Genomic DNA, 16,416 nt, shown 5'->3' on the forward strand with positions numbered 1-16,416 from the left:
ACGGCATGCCCCGGTGCCGGCCCTCCATGGCCGGCGAGTAATCAGCCTTCGAGTTTCTTCTTCAGCAATTGGTTCACTTGGCCGGGGTTGGCCTTGCCCTTCGAGGCCTTCATGGCCTGGCCGACGAAGAAGCCGAACATCTTGCCGCGCTTGGCTTCATCGCTGGCACGGTACTGCTCGACCTGTTCGGCGTTGGCCGCCAGCACTTCATCGAGCATGGCTTCGATGGCGCCGCTGTCGGTGACCTGCTTGAGACCCTTGCTCTCGATGATCGCATCGGCCGTGGCGCCTTCCCCGGCGGCCAGGGCTTCGAAGACCATCTTGGCCAGCTTGCCGCTGATGGTGTTGTCCTGGATGCGCTGGATCAGCCCGCCCAGCTGCGCGGCGGAAACCGGAGACTGCTCGATGTCCAGGCCTTCCTTGTTGAGCAGGCTGGACAGCTCGCCCATCACCCAGTTGGCCGCCAGCTTGGCGTCGCCGCAGACCTGTTGCACGGCCTCGAAGTAATCGGCCATCTCGCGGCTGGCGCTCAATACGCTGGCGTCGTAGGTGGACAGGCCGAACTGGCTCTCGAACCGCGCGCGCTTCTCGGTGGGCAGTTCCGGCAGCTCGCCGCGCACCTGCTCGATGAAGCTGTCCTCCAGCACCACCGGCAGCAGGTCGGGGCAGGGGAAGTAACGGTAGTCGTTGGCTTCTTCCTTGCTGCGCATCGAACGGGTTTCGTCCTTGTTCGGGTCGTACAGGCGGGTTTCCTGCACCACCTTGCCGCCGTCCTCGATCAGCTCGATCTGCCGCTGCACCTCGTGGTTGATGGCCTTCTCGATGAAGCGGAACGAGTTGACGTTCTTGATCTCGGCGCGGGTGCCGAACTCGGCCTGGCCCTTCGGGCGTACCGAGACGTTGCAGTCGCAGCGCAGCGAGCCTTCGGCCATGTTGCCGTCGCAGATGCCCAGGTAGCGCACCAGCGCGTGGATGGCCTTCACATAGGCCACCGCTTCCTTGGCCGACCGGATGTCCGGCTCGGAGACGATTTCCAGCAGCGGCGTGCCGGCGCGGTTCAGGTCGATGCCGCTCATGCCGTGAAAGTCTTCATGCAGGCTCTTGCCGGCGTCCTCCTCCAGGTGCGCGCGGGTGATGCCGATGCGCTTGACCGTGCCGTCTTCCAGGGTGATGTCCAGGTGGCCCTTGCCGACCACCGGATGGTCCATCTGGCTGGTCTGGTAGCCCTTGGGCAGGTCCGGGTAGAAGTAGTTCTTGCGCGCAAACACGTTGGTGCGGCCCAGTTCGGCGTCGATGGCCAGGCCGAACTTCACCGCCATGCGCACGGCCTGCTCATTCAGCACTGGCAGGGTGCCGGGCATGCCCAGGTCGACCAGGCTGGCCTGGGTGTTGGGCTCGGCGCCGAAGGTGGTGGCGCTGGCCGAGAAGATCTTCGATTGGGTGGAGAGCTGGGCGTGGATTTCCAGGCCGATCACGGTTTCCCATTGCATGTGGGGCGTTCCTCGAATTCTGTAAGCCCCTCTCCCCTCGCGGGTTGGGGAGAGGGGGCAAGCCTTTTAAAACCCTTCCGGCGCGCGGGTGTGCCAGTCGCTGACCTGCTGGTACTGGTGCGCCACGTTGAGCAGGCGACCCTCCTGGAAATAGGGGGCCAGCAGCTGCACGCCGACCGGCAGGCCGTCGACGAAACCGGCGGGCATCGACAGGCCCGGAATGCCCGCCAGGTTGGCGGTGATGGTGTAGATGTCTTCCAGGTAGGCGGCGACCGGGTCGCTGGCCTTTTCGCCGAGCTTCCAGGCCGGGTTCGGCGTGGTCGGGCCGAGAATCAGGTCCACCTCGTTGAACGCGGCGATGAAGTCGTTCTTGATCAGCCGGCGGATCTTCTGTGCCTTCAGGTAGTAGGCATCGTAGTAGCCGGCCGACAGCGCGTAGGTGCCGACCATGATGCGCCGCTTCACCTCGGCGCCGAAGCCGTCACCGCGCGAACGCTTGTACAGGTCTTCGAGGTTGACCGGATTCTCGCAGCGGTAGCCGAAGCGCACGCCGTCGAAGCGCGACAGGTTGGAGCTGGCCTCGGCCGGGGCAATCACGTAGTACGCCGGGATGGCGTGCTTCATGTTCGGCAGGCTGATGTCCTTCACGGTGGCGCCGAGCTTCTTCAGCTCTTCCACGACGGCCAGCACGCGCTCGGCGATGCGGCTATCGAGGCCGTCACCGAAGTATTCCTTCGGCAGGCCGATGCGCAGGCCGGCCAGCGGCTGGGTCAGCACGGCCAGGTAGTCGTCCACCGGCTGGTCGACGCAGGTGGAATCCTTCGCATCGAAGCCGGCCATGGCGCCGAGCAGCAGCGCGCAATCCTCGGCGGTGCGGGCGATCGGGCCACCCTGATCGAGGCTGGAGGCGTAGGCGATCATGCCCCAGCGCGACACACGCCCATAGGTGGGCTTCAGGCCGGTGAGGTTGGTCAGCGCCGCCGGCTGGCGGATCGAGCCGCCGGTGTCGGTGCCGGTGGCGGCCGGGATCAGTCGCGCCGCCACGGCGGCGGCCGAGCCGCCGGAGGAGCCGCCCGGCACGCGGGAGGTATCCCACGGATTCTTCACCGCGCCGTAGTGGCTGGATTCGTTGGCCGAGCCCATGGCGAACTCGTCCATGTTCAGCTTGCCCAGGGTCACGGTGCCGGCGGCGGCGAGCTTCTCGACCACGGTGGCGTCGTACGGCGCCTGGAAGCCGGTGAGGATCTTCGAGGCGCAGCTGGTCAGCACGCCCTTGGTGCAGAACAGGTCCTTGTGGGCGATCGGCGCGCCGAGCAGGGCGCCGTTCTCGCCGGCGGCGCGGCGGGCATCGGCGGCGCGGGCCTGTTGCAGGGCCTGTTCCTCGGTGACGGTGATGAAACTGTTCAGTTGCGGGTCGAGCTGGCGGATGCGGCCCAGCAGGGCGCGGCTCAGCTCTTCGGCGGAAAACTGCTTGGCGGCCAGCGCACGGGCGATCTCGGCCAGGGTCAGTTGGTGCATGGGAAACCCTTTCCTTTATTCGATGACTTTCGGCACGAGGTACAGGCCGTTTTCCACGGCCGGGGCGATGGCCTGGTAGTCATCGCGATGATTCTGCTCGGTGACCACGTCGGCGCGCAGGCGCTGGGTGGCTTCCAGCGGGTGGGCCAGCGGCTCGACACCGGTGGTGTCGACGGCCTGCATGGCATCGATCAGGCCGAGGATGTTGTTCAGGGTCTCGGTGGTCTGCGGAATCTCGCTTTCGCCTAGCCCCAGGCGGGCCAGGTGGGCGATCTTTTCCACGTCGGAGCGTTCAAGCGCCATCGGGGAGTCTCCAGGAAACGCGCGGAAGGCGGGGCAGCGTCTAGGCTACCCTCGCGAAAGGCCGATGCATTGGGCCTCTGGCCCGGTCGTGAGCGTGGCAATCTAACACAGAGGCAGCCTTGCCCAAAATTCCCCCACTTTGCTAGAGTCAGCTGCCTTTTTTCCACGCGTTGCCTTTAGGGTCCCCAACTAATGTTCAAAAAACTGCGTGGCATGTTTTCCAGCGATCTGTCGATCGACCTGGGTACAGCCAATACCCTGATTTATGTGCGCGAACGCGGCATCGTGCTCGACGAACCTTCTGTCGTCGCCATCCGTAGCTCCGGTAACCAGAAGACCGTCGTCGCCGTCGGTAGCGAAGCCAAGCGCATGCTGGGCCGCACCCCGGGCAACATCGCAGCCATTCGCCCGATGAAGGACGGCGTGATCGCCGACTTCAGCGTCTGCGAAAAGATGCTGCAGTACTTCATCAACAAGGTGCACGAGAACAGCTTTCTGCAGCCGTCTCCGCGCGTGCTGATCTGCGTGCCCTGCAAGTCCACCCAGGTTGAGCGCCGCGCCATTCGCGAGTCCGCGCTCGGTGCCGGCGCCCGCGAAGTATTCCTGATCGAGGAACCCATGGCTGCCGCCATCGGTGCCGGCCTGCCGGTCGAGGAAGCCCGCGGCTCCATGGTCGTCGACATCGGTGGCGGCACCACCGAGATCGCGCTGATCTCCCTGAATGGCGTGGTGTATGCCGAATCCGTGCGCGTCGGTGGCGACCGTTTCGACGAATCCATCGTCACCTACGTGCGTCGCAACTACGGTTCGCTGATCGGCGAATCCTCTGCCGAACGCATCAAGCAGGAAATCGGCACCGCGTTCCCGGGTGGCGAAGTCCGCGAAATGAACGTGCGTGGCCGCAACCTGGCCGAAGGGGTGCCGCGCAGCTTCACCCTGAACTCCAACGAAGTGCTGGAGGCGCTGCAGGAATCCCTGGCGACCATCGTCCAGGCGGTCAAGAGCGCCCTGGAACAGTCCCCGCCGGAACTGGCCTCGGACATCGCCGAGCGCGGCCTGGTGCTGACCGGTGGCGGCGCGCTGCTGCGCGATCTGGACAAGCTGTTGGCCCAGGAAACCGGCCTGCCGGTGATCATCGCCGAGGACCCGCTGACCTGCGTGGCCCGTGGCGGCGGTCGCGCACTGGAGATGATGGACCGTCACTCCATGGACCTGCTGTCCACGGAGTGAGCCTTGTAGCGGCGTCCGGCCCCCGGGCAACGCGGCTTTGCGGCCGGACGCACTGACCAGGCACCCAGCGAGGATCCGCCCATCAAACCCTTATTCGTCAAAGGCCCTGCGCTGAGTGTGCGCCTGCTGGCGCTCACCGTGCTGTCGGTCGTGCTGATGGTGGTGGATGCCCGTTTCGAAACCCTCAAGCCGGTGCGCAGCCAGCTGGGTCTGCTGCTCACCCCGGTCTACTGGCTGACCGATCTGCCGTTGCGGGTCTGGGAAGGCATGAGCGAGCAGGTGGCCAGCCGCAGCGAGCTGATCGCCGAAAACCAGCAGCTCAAGACCGAGGCGCTGCTGCTGCAGCGCCGTCTGCAGAAGCTGGCCACGCTCACCGAGCAGAACGTGCGCCTGCGCGAACTGCTCAACTCCGCCGCGCTGGTCGACGACAAGGTCATCATCAGCGAACTGATCGGCCTCGACCCCAGTCCCTTCACCCAGCGCATCATCATCGACAAGGGCTCGCGCGACAGCGTGTTCGTCGGCCAGCCGGTGCTCGACGCCAGCGGGCTGATGGGCCAGGTGGTCGAGGTGATGCCCTATACCGCGCGAGTCCTGCTGATCACCGACAGCGTGCACAGCGTGCCGGTGCAGGTGAACCGCAATGGGTTGCGCGCCATTGCCAGCGGCAGTGGTTCCGACTACCTGGAATTGCGCCACGTGCCGGAAACCTCGGACATCAAAGAAGGCGACCTGCTGGTCAGCTCGGGCCTGGGCCAGCGCTTCCCGGCCGGTTATCCGGTGGCGCGGGTGCGCTCCGTGGTGCATGACGCCGGCCAGGCCTTCCTGCAGGTGCAGGCGCTGCCCACCGCGATGCTCAACCGCAGTCGGCATCTGCTGCTGGTGTTCAGCGATGCGCGCACGCCCGAGGAGCGCGCCAGCGCCGCAGGCCTTGCGCAGGACGATCACGAGGTGGAGCCGCCGAGCGCGCCGCTTGAGGAGCCGGATCAGGAGCAGCAGGAGCAGCAGGAGCTGGATCAGGAGCAGGAACCGTGAGCAGTGAACGTCCCAACAATGGCTGGGTGATCTGGGCCACCCTGCTGATCGCCTTGCTGCTCAGCGTCGCGCCGCTGCCGGGCAACCTGGATCTGATCCGCCCGCTCTGGCTGGGGCTGGTCGCGGCCTACTGGGCGCTGGCCCTGCCGCATCGCGGCGGCATGGTGCTGGCCTGGGGCTTCGGCCTGCTGCTGGATGTGCTGTCCGGTACCCTGCTGGGTCTCAACGGCATCCCGCTGGCGCTGATCGTCTTCCTGGTACTGAACCTGCAGCAGCGTCTGCGCATGTTTCCGCTCTGGCAGCAGGCCATGGTGCTGATGGTGATCCTCGGGATCGCCCAGCTGGTGCTGCTGTGGCTCAACACCCTGGCCGGCAACCGACCGCCCACCCTGCTGTTCCTGGTGCCGGTGCTGACCAGTGCCGTTCTCTGGTTCTGGCTGTACCTGGCCCTGCACTGGCTGCGCCGCCGCTTCGACGTCTACTAGCCGGGGCCCCGCCGCCGGCTGCGTCAGACGGATGCGCGCAGCCGGGCTCCGGACAAACAAGGATCTGACATGCCTGTGCTGTACCTCGCCTCGGCCTCACCGCGACGCCGCGAACTACTGACCCAGATCGGGGTCGCCCATCATCCGCTGCCGGTGGATATCGACGAGACGCCGCTGCCCGGCGAAGCGCCTGCCGATTACGTGCGGCGCCTGGCCCGGGATAAGGCGCTCGCCGCGCTGGCGCGCCTCGACCCTGCGCAGCCGCTGTGTGTGCTGGGGGCCGATACCACGGTCGTGCTGGGCGGACGGATCCTCGGCAAGCCGGCCGATCGCGCCGAAGGGCTGGCCATGCTCGCCGCCCTGTCCGGACAGACCCACCAGGTGCTGACCGCCGTGGCGCTGGCCGACGGCCGCCGCTGCGAGGTGCGCCTGGTGGAAAGCCGGGTGACCTTCCGCGCCATTCCGGGCGAGGAGGCCGCGCGTTACTGGGCCAGTGGCGAACCCGCCGACAAGGCCGGCGGCTATGCGATCCAGGGTCTGGGTGCGGTGTTCGTGCGCGAGCTGCAGGGCAGCTATTCCGGGGTGGTCGGCCTGCCGCTGTGCGAAACCGCCGAACTGCTGGCCGCATTCGGCGTGCCCTGCTGGTCGGGAACGTTATAGGCTGGGGACAGGATGTTCACGCGAAGCCATCTCCCCGGGCTTCGGTCATTTTCAGGAATCAGCCATGAGCGAAGAAATTCTGATCAACATCACGCCGATGGAATCGCGCGTGGCCGTCGTCGAGAACGGCGTGTTGCAGGAGGTGCATGTCGAGCGCACCCAGCGCCGCGGCATCGTCGGCAACATCTACAAGGGCAAGGTGGTCCGTGTGCTGCCGGGCATGCAGGCGGCCTTCGTCGACATCGGCCTGGAGCGCGCCGCCTTCATCCACGCCTCGGAAATCTCCCAGCGCGAAGGCAGCGCCATCGAGCCGATCAGCGCCCTGGTGCATGACGGCCAGAGCCTGGTGGTACAGGTCACCAAGGACCCCATCGGCTCCAAGGGCGCGCGGCTCACCACGCACCTGTCGATTCCCTCCCGTTACCTGGTCTACATGCCGCGTACCCGGCATGTGGGCATCTCCCTGAAGATCGAGGACGAGGCCGAGCGCGAACGCCTCAAGCAGGTGGTGGCCGAGTGCGTGGCGAAGGAAGGCATCGAGCAGGCCGGCGGCTTCATCCTGCGCACCGCCGCGGAAGGCGCCGGCGCCGAGGAAATTCTCGCCGACATCCGCTACCTGCATCGCCTGTGGGGGCAGATCGCCGCGCAGATGCAGACCGCCGCCGCGCCCTCGGTGATCTACGAGGACCTGCCGCTGGCGCTGCGCACCTTGCGCGACCTGGTGCATCCGGGCATCGAGAAGATCCGCATCGACTCGCGGGAAACCTTCCAGAAGGTCGGCCAGTTCGTCGCCGAGCTGATGCCGGAGATCGCCGACCGCCTGGAGCACTACCCCGGCGAGCGGCCGATCTTCGACCTGTACGGCGTGGAAGACGAGATGCAGAAGGCCCTGGAGCGCAAGGTGCTGCTCAAGTCCGGCGGCTACCTGATCATCGATCCGGCCGAGGCGATGACCACCATCGACGTCAACACCGGTGCCTTCGTCGGTCATCGCACCCTTGAGGAAACCATCTTCAAGACCAACCTCGAGGCGGCCATGGCCATCGCCCGCCAGCTGCGCCTGCGCAACCTGGGCGGCATCATCATCATCGACTTCATCGACATGGAGGACGAGGAGCATCGCCGCCAGGTGCTGCGCACCCTGGACAAGCAGGTGGAGCGCGACCACGCCAAGACCAACATCATCGGCATCACCGAACTGGGCCTGGTGCAGATGACCCGCAAGCGCACCCGGGAAAGCCTCGAGCAGGTGCTCTGCGAGCCGTGCAGCGCCTGCCAGGGGCGCGGCAAGCTGAAGACCGCGGAAACCATCTGCTACGAGATCTTCCGCGAGATCCTGCGCGAGGCGCGGGCCTTCCAGGCCGAGGGTTACCTGGTGCTGGCCAACCAGAAGGTGGTAGACCGCCTGCTCGACGAGGAGTCCGGCAACGTGGCGGATCTGGAGGCCTTCATCGGCCGCACCATCAAGTTCCAGGTCGAGCGCGAGTATTCCCAGGCACAGTACGACGTGGTGCTGCTCTGACGTGATCTCGCCGCTGCGTCTGTTCAATGCCCTGTTGCGCCTGTGCCTCGGCCTGCTGGCGGCGGGGCTGGTGCTGGCCGCCCTGTACGTCAGCCTGGGGCGCGAACTGGCGCCGCTGTTGGGCGACTATCGCGAGTCGCTGGAGCGGCGCGCCAGCGAGGCGCTGGGCACGCCGTTGCGCATCGGCCGTCTGAGCGCACGCATGAACGGCTTCCTGCCGGAGCTGGTCGCACGCGACATCAGCCTCGGCGAAGAACCCGGGCTGCGCATCGATGAGTTGCGCCTGCGCCCCGATCTGCTGGGCAGTCTGCGGCACTGGCAGCCGCGTCTCGACGCGCTGGAACTCGGGGGCGTGCAACTGCTGCTGCGCCAGGACGCACAGGGGCGCTGGTCGCTGGCCGGCCTGCCCCGGGGCGAGGCGCGGGGCGAAGCGGATCCCGTCCACTGGTTGCGTCAGTTGCGGCGCTTCCCGCGGGTCGCGGTGGTCGACAGCCAGCTCATCGTGCAGCCGCGCGAAGGCGCGGCCCTGAATCTCTCCTACCTGAACCTCAATCTCGACCTCGAGGGGGGCGACCGGCACCGGCTGGATGGCCGTCTGCTGCTGCCGGACGGCAAGCCGCTGGCCCTGCACCTGGACCTGCGCCTGCGGCCCAGCCGCTGGCAGGAGGCCAGCGGCGATCTGTACCTGCGTCTGCCCCAGAGCGACTGGGCACGTTGGCTGCCGGACGGCCTGCTGGGCGACTGGCATCTGCAGCGCCTGCTGGGCGGTGGTGAAGTCTGGGCGCAATGGTCCGAGCGCGCCCTGCAGCGCGCCGTGGTGCGCCTGCACCTGCCACTGGCGCAGCTCAGCTACGCCGATCGCCCGCCGGTGCGCCTGGAGGAGCTCAATCTCAGCAGCTATTTCGAGCCCGGTCCGAGCGGGCGGCGCCTGCTGGTGGATTCGCTGGCGGTCACCCTCGACGGCACGCGCTGGGGCGAGGCACGCCTGCGCCTGGAGGAGCACCGCGACGAGGGTCGCTGGGAACTGGCCAGCGATCGCCTGAACCTGGCGCCGCTGGTGCCGCTGGTCCAGCAACTGGCGCCCTTGCCGGAGCCGGCGCGCGAGTGGCTGCAGGCGCTGCGCCCGGAGGGCCGGTTGCGCAACGTCCGGCTGAGCTATCAACCGGAGGCCGCCGCGCCGGCCGAGCGCTTGCGCTATTCGTTGAATCTGGAGCAGGTGGCGTTTGCCGCCTACCATGGCGTGCCGGCGGCCGCCGGGCTGATGGGCCGCCTGGAGGGCACCCTCGGCGGGGGCGAGTTGCAACTCGACAGCCGCGACCTGCTGCTACACCTGCCGCAACTGTTCCCCGCGCCCTGGCGGTACCACCGCGCCCAGGGGCGACTGGGCTGGCGGCTGGGCGACGAGGCCTTCAGTCTGTGGGCGCCGTATGTGCAGCTCGACGGCGAGGAAGGCCGCCTGGCGGGTGACTTCATGCTGCGCTTCAGCCGCGATCCCCAGGCCGAGGATTACATGGATCTGCGCGTCGGCCTGCGCGACGGCGATGCGCGCTTTGCCGGCAAATACCTGCCGACCGCCAGCCCGGCACTCAGCCCGGCGCTGGCCGACTGGCTGCAGCGGGCCATCCGGGGTGGCCAGGTGGAGCAGGGCTTCTTCCAGTTCCAGGGTGCGCTGAACGCCGGCGTTTCGCCCGAAGCGCGTAGCCTGGCCCTGTATTTCAGGATGCGCGATGCCGAGCTGGACTATCAGCCGGGCTGGCCGGTGCTGCGCGAGGGACGCGGCGAACTGTTCGTTGAGGACAGCGGCGTGCGGGTCAGTCTCAGCGATGGCCGCCTGCTGGACAGCCGCATTCGCGAGGCCAGCCTCGCGGTGCCGCACGCCGAACCGGGCCAGCCCAGCCGGCTGCACGTGGAGGCGCAACTGCTCAGCTCGGTGGGCGACGGCTTGCGGATCCTGCAGGACAGTCCGCTGCCCACCGCCGCAGCCTTCAATGGCTGGGAAGGCGACGGCGAGCTGAGTGCGACGCTGCGTCTGGACATTCCCCTGGCCGCCGGCCCTGTGCCGCAGGCCGAGGTGCGCTTCAGCCCGAACGGCGCGCGGCTGCGGCTGCCCTATCTGCCGGGCCTGGAGCTCGACGGCCTGTACGGCGATTTCCGCTTCGATACCCGCAGCGGCCTCAGCGCACGGGGACTGCGCGCGCGCTTCCTGGAGCAGGGCGTGCAGGGCCGGATCGACAGCGACACGCAGGACGGGCGCCAGCGCACCCTGGTGGATGTGCAGGGCCGCATGCCGGTCGAGCGCCTGGCGCAATGGCTCGGGCAGGCGCGGCCACTGCCGGCCAGCGGCATGCTGCCCTACCGGCTGCGCCTGCGTCTCGACGGTGACGACAGCCTGCTGCGTGTGGACTCCAGCCTGCAGGGCGTGGCCCTCGACCTGCCGGCCCCGTTCGGCAAGCGTGCCGCCGAGGCCCGCTACGCCGACTGGCGCATGAGCCTGGGCGGCACGCAGCGGCGCCACTGGCTCGACTACAACGAATTCCTCAGCGTGGCGCTGAGCCTGCCGGGACAGGACTGGCAGCAGCTGCGTGGCGAAGTGCGCATGGGTCTGGGGCTGGCGCCGCCGCCCCGCGAAGCGGGTGTCCAGCTGCGTGGCCGGCTCGACAGTGTGGATGTGTCCGCCTGGCGCGCCTTCTGGGAGCGCTATGGTGGCGCCGGCGGGGCGGGTGGCACGCCGCCGCCGCTGCGCGAGGCGCACCTGCACATCGGTCGCCTGACCGGCGTGGGGCTCGAGCCGCAGGACCTGCTGCTGCGCGTGCATCGCACCACGCAGGCCTGGTTGCTGGAGCTGGACAGCCGCGCGGTCGCCGGCGACATCCTGGTTCCGGACCAGGCGGGGCGGCCGATCGATGTCCGACTGGGCCATCTGCGCCTGCCCGCGCCTGCCGAGGGCAAGAGGGGTGATGCGCTGGCGGGAGTCGACCCGCGCCGTCTGCCGCCGCTCGACCTGCGCATCGGCCAGGTGCTGCTGGACGACGCGCCGCTGGGCGCCTGGTCGTTCCAGGCCCGGCCCAGCGGCAGCGGCTGGGCCCTGAGTGAGCTGGCGCTCGATCTCAAGGGCTTGAAGATCAATGGCGAGGCCGGCTGGTCGCAGCTCAACGGCACGCAGGCCAGTTGGTTCCGCGGTCGCCTGCAAGGCGGCGACCTGAGCCGGATCCTCAAGGCCTGGGGCTTTGCCCCGACGGCCAGCAGCGAGAGTTTCCGCCTGCAGGTCGATGGCAACTGGCCGGGAGCGCCGACGGGCATCCGCCTGGCCAATTTCTCCGGCATCCTGGACGCCGACCTGCGCAATGGCCAGTTCTCCGAGCTGCAGGGCTCCGCCTCGGCGGTGCGGGTGTTCGGCCTGCTGAACTTCGATGCCATTGGCCGGCGCCTGCGGCTGGACTTCTCCGATCTGTTCGGCCGCGGGCTCAGCTATGATCGGGTCCAGGGCAAGCTGCTGGCCCGCAGCGGTGTGTACACCAATCTTGAACCGACCACCCTGACCGGGCCATCGGCCAACCTGGAGCTCACCGGCAAGCTGGACATGGCCAGCGAACAGGTGGACGTACGCATGCTGGTGACCCTGCCGCTGACCAACAACCTGACGCTGGCCGCGCTGATTGCCGGGGCGCCGGTGGTAGGCGGCGCGCTGTATCTGGTCGACAAGCTGCTGGGCGGCCAGATGCTGCGCTTTGCCGCCGTGGAGTATTCGATTCGCGGGCCGCTCGGCGCGCCGCGTATCACGCCCGGGAAGCCGAAGGACTGAAGCCATGAACCTAGCCGTCATCCAGATGGTCAGCGGCGCCGATGTGGCCGCCAACCTGCAGCGCGCGCGCTGCCTGCTCGAACAGGCCGCCGCCGAAGGCGCGCGCCTGGCGGTGCTGCCGGAAAATTTCGCCGCCATGGGGCATGCCGACCTGGCCGGGCTGGGGCGGTTGGAGGCGCAGGGCGACGGCCCGGTGCTGCCCTGGCTGAGCCGCACCGCCCGCGAACTGGGCCTGTGGATCGTTGCCGGCACCCTGCCGCTGCCGCCGGACGGGAGGCCGCACGCCAAGCCGCGCGCCTGTTCGCTGCTGATCGACATCCACGGTGAGCGGGTGGCGCGCTATGACAAGCTGCACCTGTTCGATGTGGAGGTCGGTGACGCCCGGGGCAGCTATCGTGAATCGGCGGACTTCGATCCCGGCGAGCAGTTGGTGGTGGCCGACACACCGGTCGGCCGTCTGGGTCTGACCGTCTGTTACGACCTGCGCTTCGCGGAGCTGTATGCGGCGCTGCGCGAGCGCGGCGCCGAACTGATCAGCGCGCCGGCGGCCTTCACCGCGGTGACCGGCGCGGCCCACTGGGAGGTGCTGATCCGCGCGCGGGCCATCGAGACCCAGTGCTACCTGCTTGCAGCCGGGCAGGGTGGCGAGCATCCGGGCCCGCGGGAAACCCACGGCCATTCGGCGATCGTCGATCCCTGGGGCGTGCCGCATGCCGCCCCGGTGCGTGGCGAGGGCCTGTGCCTGCTGCAGCGCGACCCGCAGGCGCAGGCCGGGATTCGCCAGAACATGCCGGTGCACGGTCACCGGCGCTTTTCAGTGTCGCTCGCGGCGTCGCGGGCGAAGCATTCGGAGTGACCATGAACGATCTGTTATTGCCGGTCAGCGAGCGTCTGCTGGCGCCGGGCGGCCTGAGCATCGAACACCTGCCGCGCCTGCTGGGCGAGCTGGCGGGGCCGGGCATCGATGCCGCCGACCTGTACTTCCAGTCGCTAGTGTCCGAGTCCTGGATTCTCGAGGACGGCATCGTCAAGGAAGGCAGCTTCCATCTCGACCAGGGTGTCGGCGTGCGCGCCCAGTCCGGCGAGAAGACCGGCTTCGCCTACAGCAACGCCATCGACGAGGCGGCGCTCAGCGCCGCCTGCCGCGCCGCCCGTTCGATCGCGCGGTCCGGGCAGCAGGGCAGGGTGCAGGCGTTTGCCGCGCCGCAGGTGCGTCACCTGTATGCCCATGACAACCCGCTCGACGTGCTGGAGCGCACCGCCAAGGTGGAGTTGCTCAAGCGCATCGACCGCGCCACCCGCGCGCTGGATCCGCGCATTCAGCAGGTCACGGTCAGCCTGGCCGGCGTCTGGGACCAGGTGCTGATCGCCGCCAGCGACGGCAGCCTGGGTGCCGACATCCGCCCGCTGGTGCGTTTCAACGTCAGCGTGATCGTCGAGCAGAACGGCCGTCGCGAACGGGGCAGCCATGGCGGCGGCGGGCGCACCGACTATCGCTTCTTCCTCGAACAGCTGAACGAGCATGAGGATCGGGCCATGGGCTACGCCCGCGAGGCGTTGCGCCAGGCGCTGGTCAACCTGGAGGCGATTGCCGCTCCCGCCGGCACGCTGCCGGTGGTGCTCGGCCCCGGCTGGTCCGGTGTGCTGCTGCACGAGGCGGTCGGCCATGGCCTGGAAGGCGACTTCAACCGCAAGGGCAGCTCGGCCTACAGCGGGCGCATTGGCGAACAGGTGGCCTCGCCGCTGTGCACCATCGTCGACGACGGCACGCTGGCCAAGCGGCGCGGCTCGCTGAGCCTGGACGACGAGGGCACGCCGACCCGGTGCACCACGCTGATCGAGAACGGCGTGCTCAAGGGCTACATGCAGGACAAGCTGAACGCCCGCCTCATGGGCGTGGCGTCCACCGGCAACGGGCGGCGCGAGTCCTATGCGCACCTGACCCTGCCGCGCATGACCAACACCTACATGCTGGCCGGGCAGAGCGAGCCGGAAGAGATCATCCGTTCGGTGAAGCGCGGGCTGTTCTGCGCCAGCCTCGGCGGCGGCCAGGTGGATATCACCAGCGGCAAGTTCGTGTTTTCCACCAGCGAGGCCTACCTGATCGAGGACGGGCGCATCACCGCGCCGGTCAAGGGCGCGACCCTGATCGGCAACGGTCCGGAGGTGATGAACCAGGTGTCTATGGTCGGCAACGACCTGGCACTGGACAGCGGTGTGGGCACCTGCGGCAAGGATGGCCAGTCGGTGCCGGTGGGCGTCGGTCAGCCGACGCTGAAGATCGATGCGATCACCGTGGGCGGAACGGGGAGCGCCGTAGGGTAGACACCGGCGCGCAGGCGGTGGGCAATCGCTGCGCGAGTTGCCCGCCCTACGGATTAGCGCAGGCCGCGCTGCAGCTCATCCAGCTCGCGCAGGTACTTGAACACCTTGCGCGCGGACGCCGGCGGCTTGTTGTGGGCCGCCTCGTGCTGGGCCTGGCGCAGCAGGCCGCGCAGGTGCTGGCGGTCGGTGTCCGGGTAGGCCGCCACGAAGGCTTCCAGATCCGCGTCGCCGCCGGTGAGCAGGCGGTCGCGCCAGCGTTCCAGGGCGTGGAAGCGTTCGTTGTATTCGCGGGTCGAGGCATCCAACTGGTCGACCAGGGCAAGAACGGCCGGGATGTCCTGCTCGCGCATCAGCTTGCCGATGTACTGGACGTGGCGCTTCTTGGCCACATTGGCGGTGTGCTTGGGCGCATCGGCCAGGGCGCGGCGCAGGGCCTCGGTGATCGGCAGCCGGTCGAGCAGCTCGGGCTTGAGGGTGGTCAGGCGCTGGCCCAGCTCCTGCAGGGCGTGCAGTTCGCGCTTGACCTGGGATTTGCTCTTCTCTTCGGAGAAGTCGTCGCGGAATTCAGACATGGGGCGCATCCAGTGGATAATGCGCGCCATGATAACAGCAGCCCGATCCCGCAGCGCGCGGGACGGATGAGGCGCGTGGCCAGGGGCCGCGCCCGGAGAGTGGCCATGAATGCTAGTGAAAAGGTGGGACCGCAGACGCTGCCGTCCCTGCAGGAAAAGGTCGAGCGGATCATCGCCGAGGCCCGCCGCCAGGGTGCCAGTGACTGCGAGGTATCGGTCAGTGCCGGTCAGGGACTGAGCACCACGGTACGCCAGCGCGAGGTGGAAACCGTCGAGTTCAACCGCGATCAGGGCTTCGGCATCACCCTGTTCCTCGGCCAGCGCAAGGGCTCGGCCAGCACCTCCGCCACCGGTGATGAGGCCATTCGCGAAACCGTGGCGGCGGCCCTGGCTATCGCCCGGCACGCCTCGGAAGACGAATGCGCGGGACTGGCCGCGCCGGAGCTGATGGCCCGCGAGCTGCCCGATCTGGACCTCTATCATCCCTGGGACATCGAGCCGGAGCAGGCCGTCGAGCTGGCGCTGCGCTGCGAGGCCGCGGCGTTCGAATATGACCCGCGCATCCGCAACGCCGACGGCACCAGTCTGAGCAGCTACCTGGGCTGCCGCGTCTATGGCAACAGCCATGGCTTCGTCGGCGGCTATGCCAGCAGCCGGCACAGCCTGAGCTGCGTGATGATCGCCGAGGGCGATGGCCAGATGCAGCGCGACTACTGGTACGACGCCAGCCGGATCGGCAGCGCTTTGGCCGACGGCGTCGTCATCGGCCGGCGCGCCGCCGAGCGGGCGGTCAGCCGCCTGGGCGCCCGTGCCGTGCCGACCTGCGAGGTGCCGGTGCTGTTTTCGCCGGAGCTGGCCACCGGGCTGTTCAACCACTTCCTGGCGGCGATCGCCGGCGGCAACCTGTATCGCAAGGCCTCGTTCCTGGAAGGCGCGCTGGGTCAGCGGCTGTTTCCGGACTGGCTGACCCTGGACGAGCGGCCGCACATTCCCCGCGCGCTGGGCAGCGCCGCGTTCGACAGCGACGGCCTGGCGACCTTTGCCAAGCCCTTCGTCCAGGACGGCGAGCTGGTGTCCTACGTGCTGGGTACCTATTCCGGCCGCAAGCTGGGCCTGCCGAGTACCGCGAACGCCGGCGGAGTGCACAACCTGTTCATCACCCATGGCGACGAGGACCAGGCCGCGCTGCTGCGGCGCATGGGCCGCGGCCTGCTGGTGACCGAGCTGATGGGCCAGGGCCTGAATCTGGTGACCGGCGATTACTCGCGCGGCGCCGGCGGCTACTGGGTGGAGAACGGCGAAATCCAGTTTCCGGTGCAGGAAGTGACCATCGCCGGCAACCTGCGGGACATGTTCCGGCAGATCCTGGCCATCGGCAGTGATCTGGAAATGCGCGGCACCATCCGCACCGGCTCGGTGCTGATCGAAAGGATGACGGTGGCGGGACGCTGAAGGGATTCGGGCCGGCAGGCTG

At 68.3% G+C, this 16,416-nt stretch carries 13 protein-coding genes; 9 read left to right on the forward strand and 4 right to left on the reverse strand.

Annotated elements, in window-relative coordinates; genetic code table 11:
* Positions 1-41: 41 nt before the first annotated feature.
* The 3 genes from gatB to gatC form a co-directional block, all read right to left on the reverse strand.
* Positions 42-1,490: an Asp-tRNA(Asn)/Glu-tRNA(Gln) amidotransferase subunit GatB gene (gatB, locus tag VL129_RS15025; RefSeq protein ID WP_325414100.1), complete on the reverse strand. Its 1,449-nt coding sequence runs from the start codon at positions 1,488-1,490 to the stop codon at positions 42-44.
* A 66-nt stretch (positions 1,491-1,556) separates the two neighbouring features.
* Entirely contained in the window at positions 1,557-3,008 is a 1,452-nt protein-coding gene (gatA, locus tag VL129_RS15030; RefSeq protein ID WP_325414102.1) for an Asp-tRNA(Asn)/Glu-tRNA(Gln) amidotransferase subunit GatA, read from the reverse strand.
* Between the two features lie 15 nt (positions 3,009-3,023).
* Complete coding sequence (gatC, locus tag VL129_RS15035) at positions 3,024-3,311, reverse strand: Asp-tRNA(Asn)/Glu-tRNA(Gln) amidotransferase subunit GatC (protein ID WP_325414104.1); 288 nt, start codon at positions 3,309-3,311, stop codon at positions 3,024-3,026.
* A 192-nt stretch (positions 3,312-3,503) separates the two neighbouring features.
* Here gatC and mreB point away from each other — a divergent pair, with 192 nt between their 5' ends.
* From mreB to tldD, 8 genes are all read left to right on the forward strand, one after another.
* Positions 3,504-4,541 (forward strand): rod shape-determining protein MreB, encoded by a 1,038-nt coding sequence (gene mreB, locus VL129_RS15040; protein ID WP_325414106.1) that lies wholly within the window; start codon positions 3,504-3,506, stop codon positions 4,539-4,541.
* Between the two features lie 117 nt (positions 4,542-4,658).
* Positions 4,659-5,576, forward strand: a complete 918-nt coding sequence (gene mreC, locus VL129_RS15045) for a rod shape-determining protein MreC (protein ID WP_414705214.1) — start codon at positions 4,659-4,661, stop codon at positions 5,574-5,576.
* Positions 5,573-6,061, forward strand: coding sequence for a rod shape-determining protein MreD (mreD, locus tag VL129_RS15050; protein ID WP_325414108.1), 489 nt, complete (start codon positions 5,573-5,575; stop codon positions 6,059-6,061). The genes mreC and mreD overlap by 4 nt, the downstream gene beginning before the upstream one ends.
* Before the next feature lie 69 nt (positions 6,062-6,130).
* Positions 6,131-6,721: a Maf family protein gene (locus VL129_RS15055; RefSeq protein WP_325414110.1), complete on the forward strand. Its 591-nt coding sequence runs from the start codon at positions 6,131-6,133 to the stop codon at positions 6,719-6,721.
* A 64-nt stretch (positions 6,722-6,785) separates the two neighbouring features.
* Complete coding sequence (rng, locus tag VL129_RS15060) at positions 6,786-8,243, forward strand: ribonuclease G (RefSeq protein WP_325414112.1); 1,458 nt, start codon at positions 6,786-6,788, stop codon at positions 8,241-8,243.
* A 1-nt stretch (position 8,244) separates the two neighbouring features.
* Positions 8,245-12,045, forward strand: a complete 3,801-nt coding sequence (locus tag VL129_RS15065; RefSeq protein WP_325414114.1) for a YhdP family protein — start codon at positions 8,245-8,247, stop codon at positions 12,043-12,045.
* Positions 12,046-12,049: 4 nt separating this feature from the next.
* Positions 12,050-12,901, forward strand: coding sequence for a carbon-nitrogen hydrolase family protein (locus tag VL129_RS15070; RefSeq protein ID WP_325414116.1), 852 nt, complete (start codon positions 12,050-12,052; stop codon positions 12,899-12,901).
* 2 nt (positions 12,902-12,903) lie between these two features.
* Positions 12,904-14,370 (forward strand): metalloprotease TldD, encoded by a 1,467-nt coding sequence (gene tldD, locus VL129_RS15075; RefSeq protein WP_325414118.1) that lies wholly within the window; start codon positions 12,904-12,906, stop codon positions 14,368-14,370.
* Positions 14,371-14,423: 53 nt separating this feature from the next.
* Here the strand turns inward: tldD and yjgA are convergent, their stop codons facing one another.
* Positions 14,424-14,942, reverse strand: coding sequence for a ribosome biogenesis factor YjgA (gene yjgA / locus VL129_RS15080; protein WP_325414120.1), 519 nt, complete (start codon positions 14,940-14,942; stop codon positions 14,424-14,426).
* 105 nt (positions 14,943-15,047) lie between these two features.
* On the opposite strand from yjgA, the gene pmbA reads away from it, so the two are divergent.
* Positions 15,048-16,394, forward strand: coding sequence for a metalloprotease PmbA (gene pmbA, locus VL129_RS15085; protein ID WP_414705215.1), 1,347 nt, complete (start codon positions 15,048-15,050; stop codon positions 16,392-16,394).
* Positions 16,395-16,416 lie beyond the last annotated feature (22 nt).

Origin of the sequence: Pseudomonas sp., from assembly GCF_035497915.1 — a bacterium.
In the GTDB taxonomy this organism is placed as follows: domain Bacteria; phylum Pseudomonadota; class Gammaproteobacteria; order Pseudomonadales; family Pseudomonadaceae; genus Serpens.

Excerpts from the sequence above, each read along its gene's own strand:
- pmbA (WP_414705215.1), top strand. The coding sequence starts at position 15,048 with ATGAATGCTAGTGAAAAGGTGGGACCGCAGACGCTGCCGTCCCTGCAG.
- mreB (WP_325414106.1), top strand. The coding sequence starts at position 3,504 with ATGTTCAAAAAACTGCGTGGCATGTTTTCCAGCGATCTGTCGATCGAC.
- gatC (WP_325414104.1), bottom strand. The coding sequence starts at position 3,311 with ATGGCGCTTGAACGCTCCGACGTGGAAAAGATCGCCCACCTGGCCCGC.
- gatA (WP_325414102.1), bottom strand. The coding sequence starts at position 3,008 with ATGCACCAACTGACCCTGGCCGAGATCGCCCGTGCGCTGGCCGCCAAG.
- yjgA (WP_325414120.1), bottom strand. The coding sequence starts at position 14,942 with ATGTCTGAATTCCGCGACGACTTCTCCGAAGAGAAGAGCAAATCCCAG.
- rng (WP_325414112.1), top strand. The coding sequence starts at position 6,786 with ATGAGCGAAGAAATTCTGATCAACATCACGCCGATGGAATCGCGCGTG.
- gatB (WP_325414100.1), bottom strand. The coding sequence starts at position 1,490 with ATGCAATGGGAAACCGTGATCGGCCTGGAAATCCACGCCCAGCTCTCC.
- VL129_RS15070 (WP_325414116.1), top strand. The coding sequence starts at position 12,050 with ATGAACCTAGCCGTCATCCAGATGGTCAGCGGCGCCGATGTGGCCGCC.
- VL129_RS15055 (WP_325414110.1), top strand. The coding sequence starts at position 6,131 with ATGCCTGTGCTGTACCTCGCCTCGGCCTCACCGCGACGCCGCGAACTA.
- tldD (WP_325414118.1), top strand. The coding sequence starts at position 12,904 with ATGAACGATCTGTTATTGCCGGTCAGCGAGCGTCTGCTGGCGCCGGGC.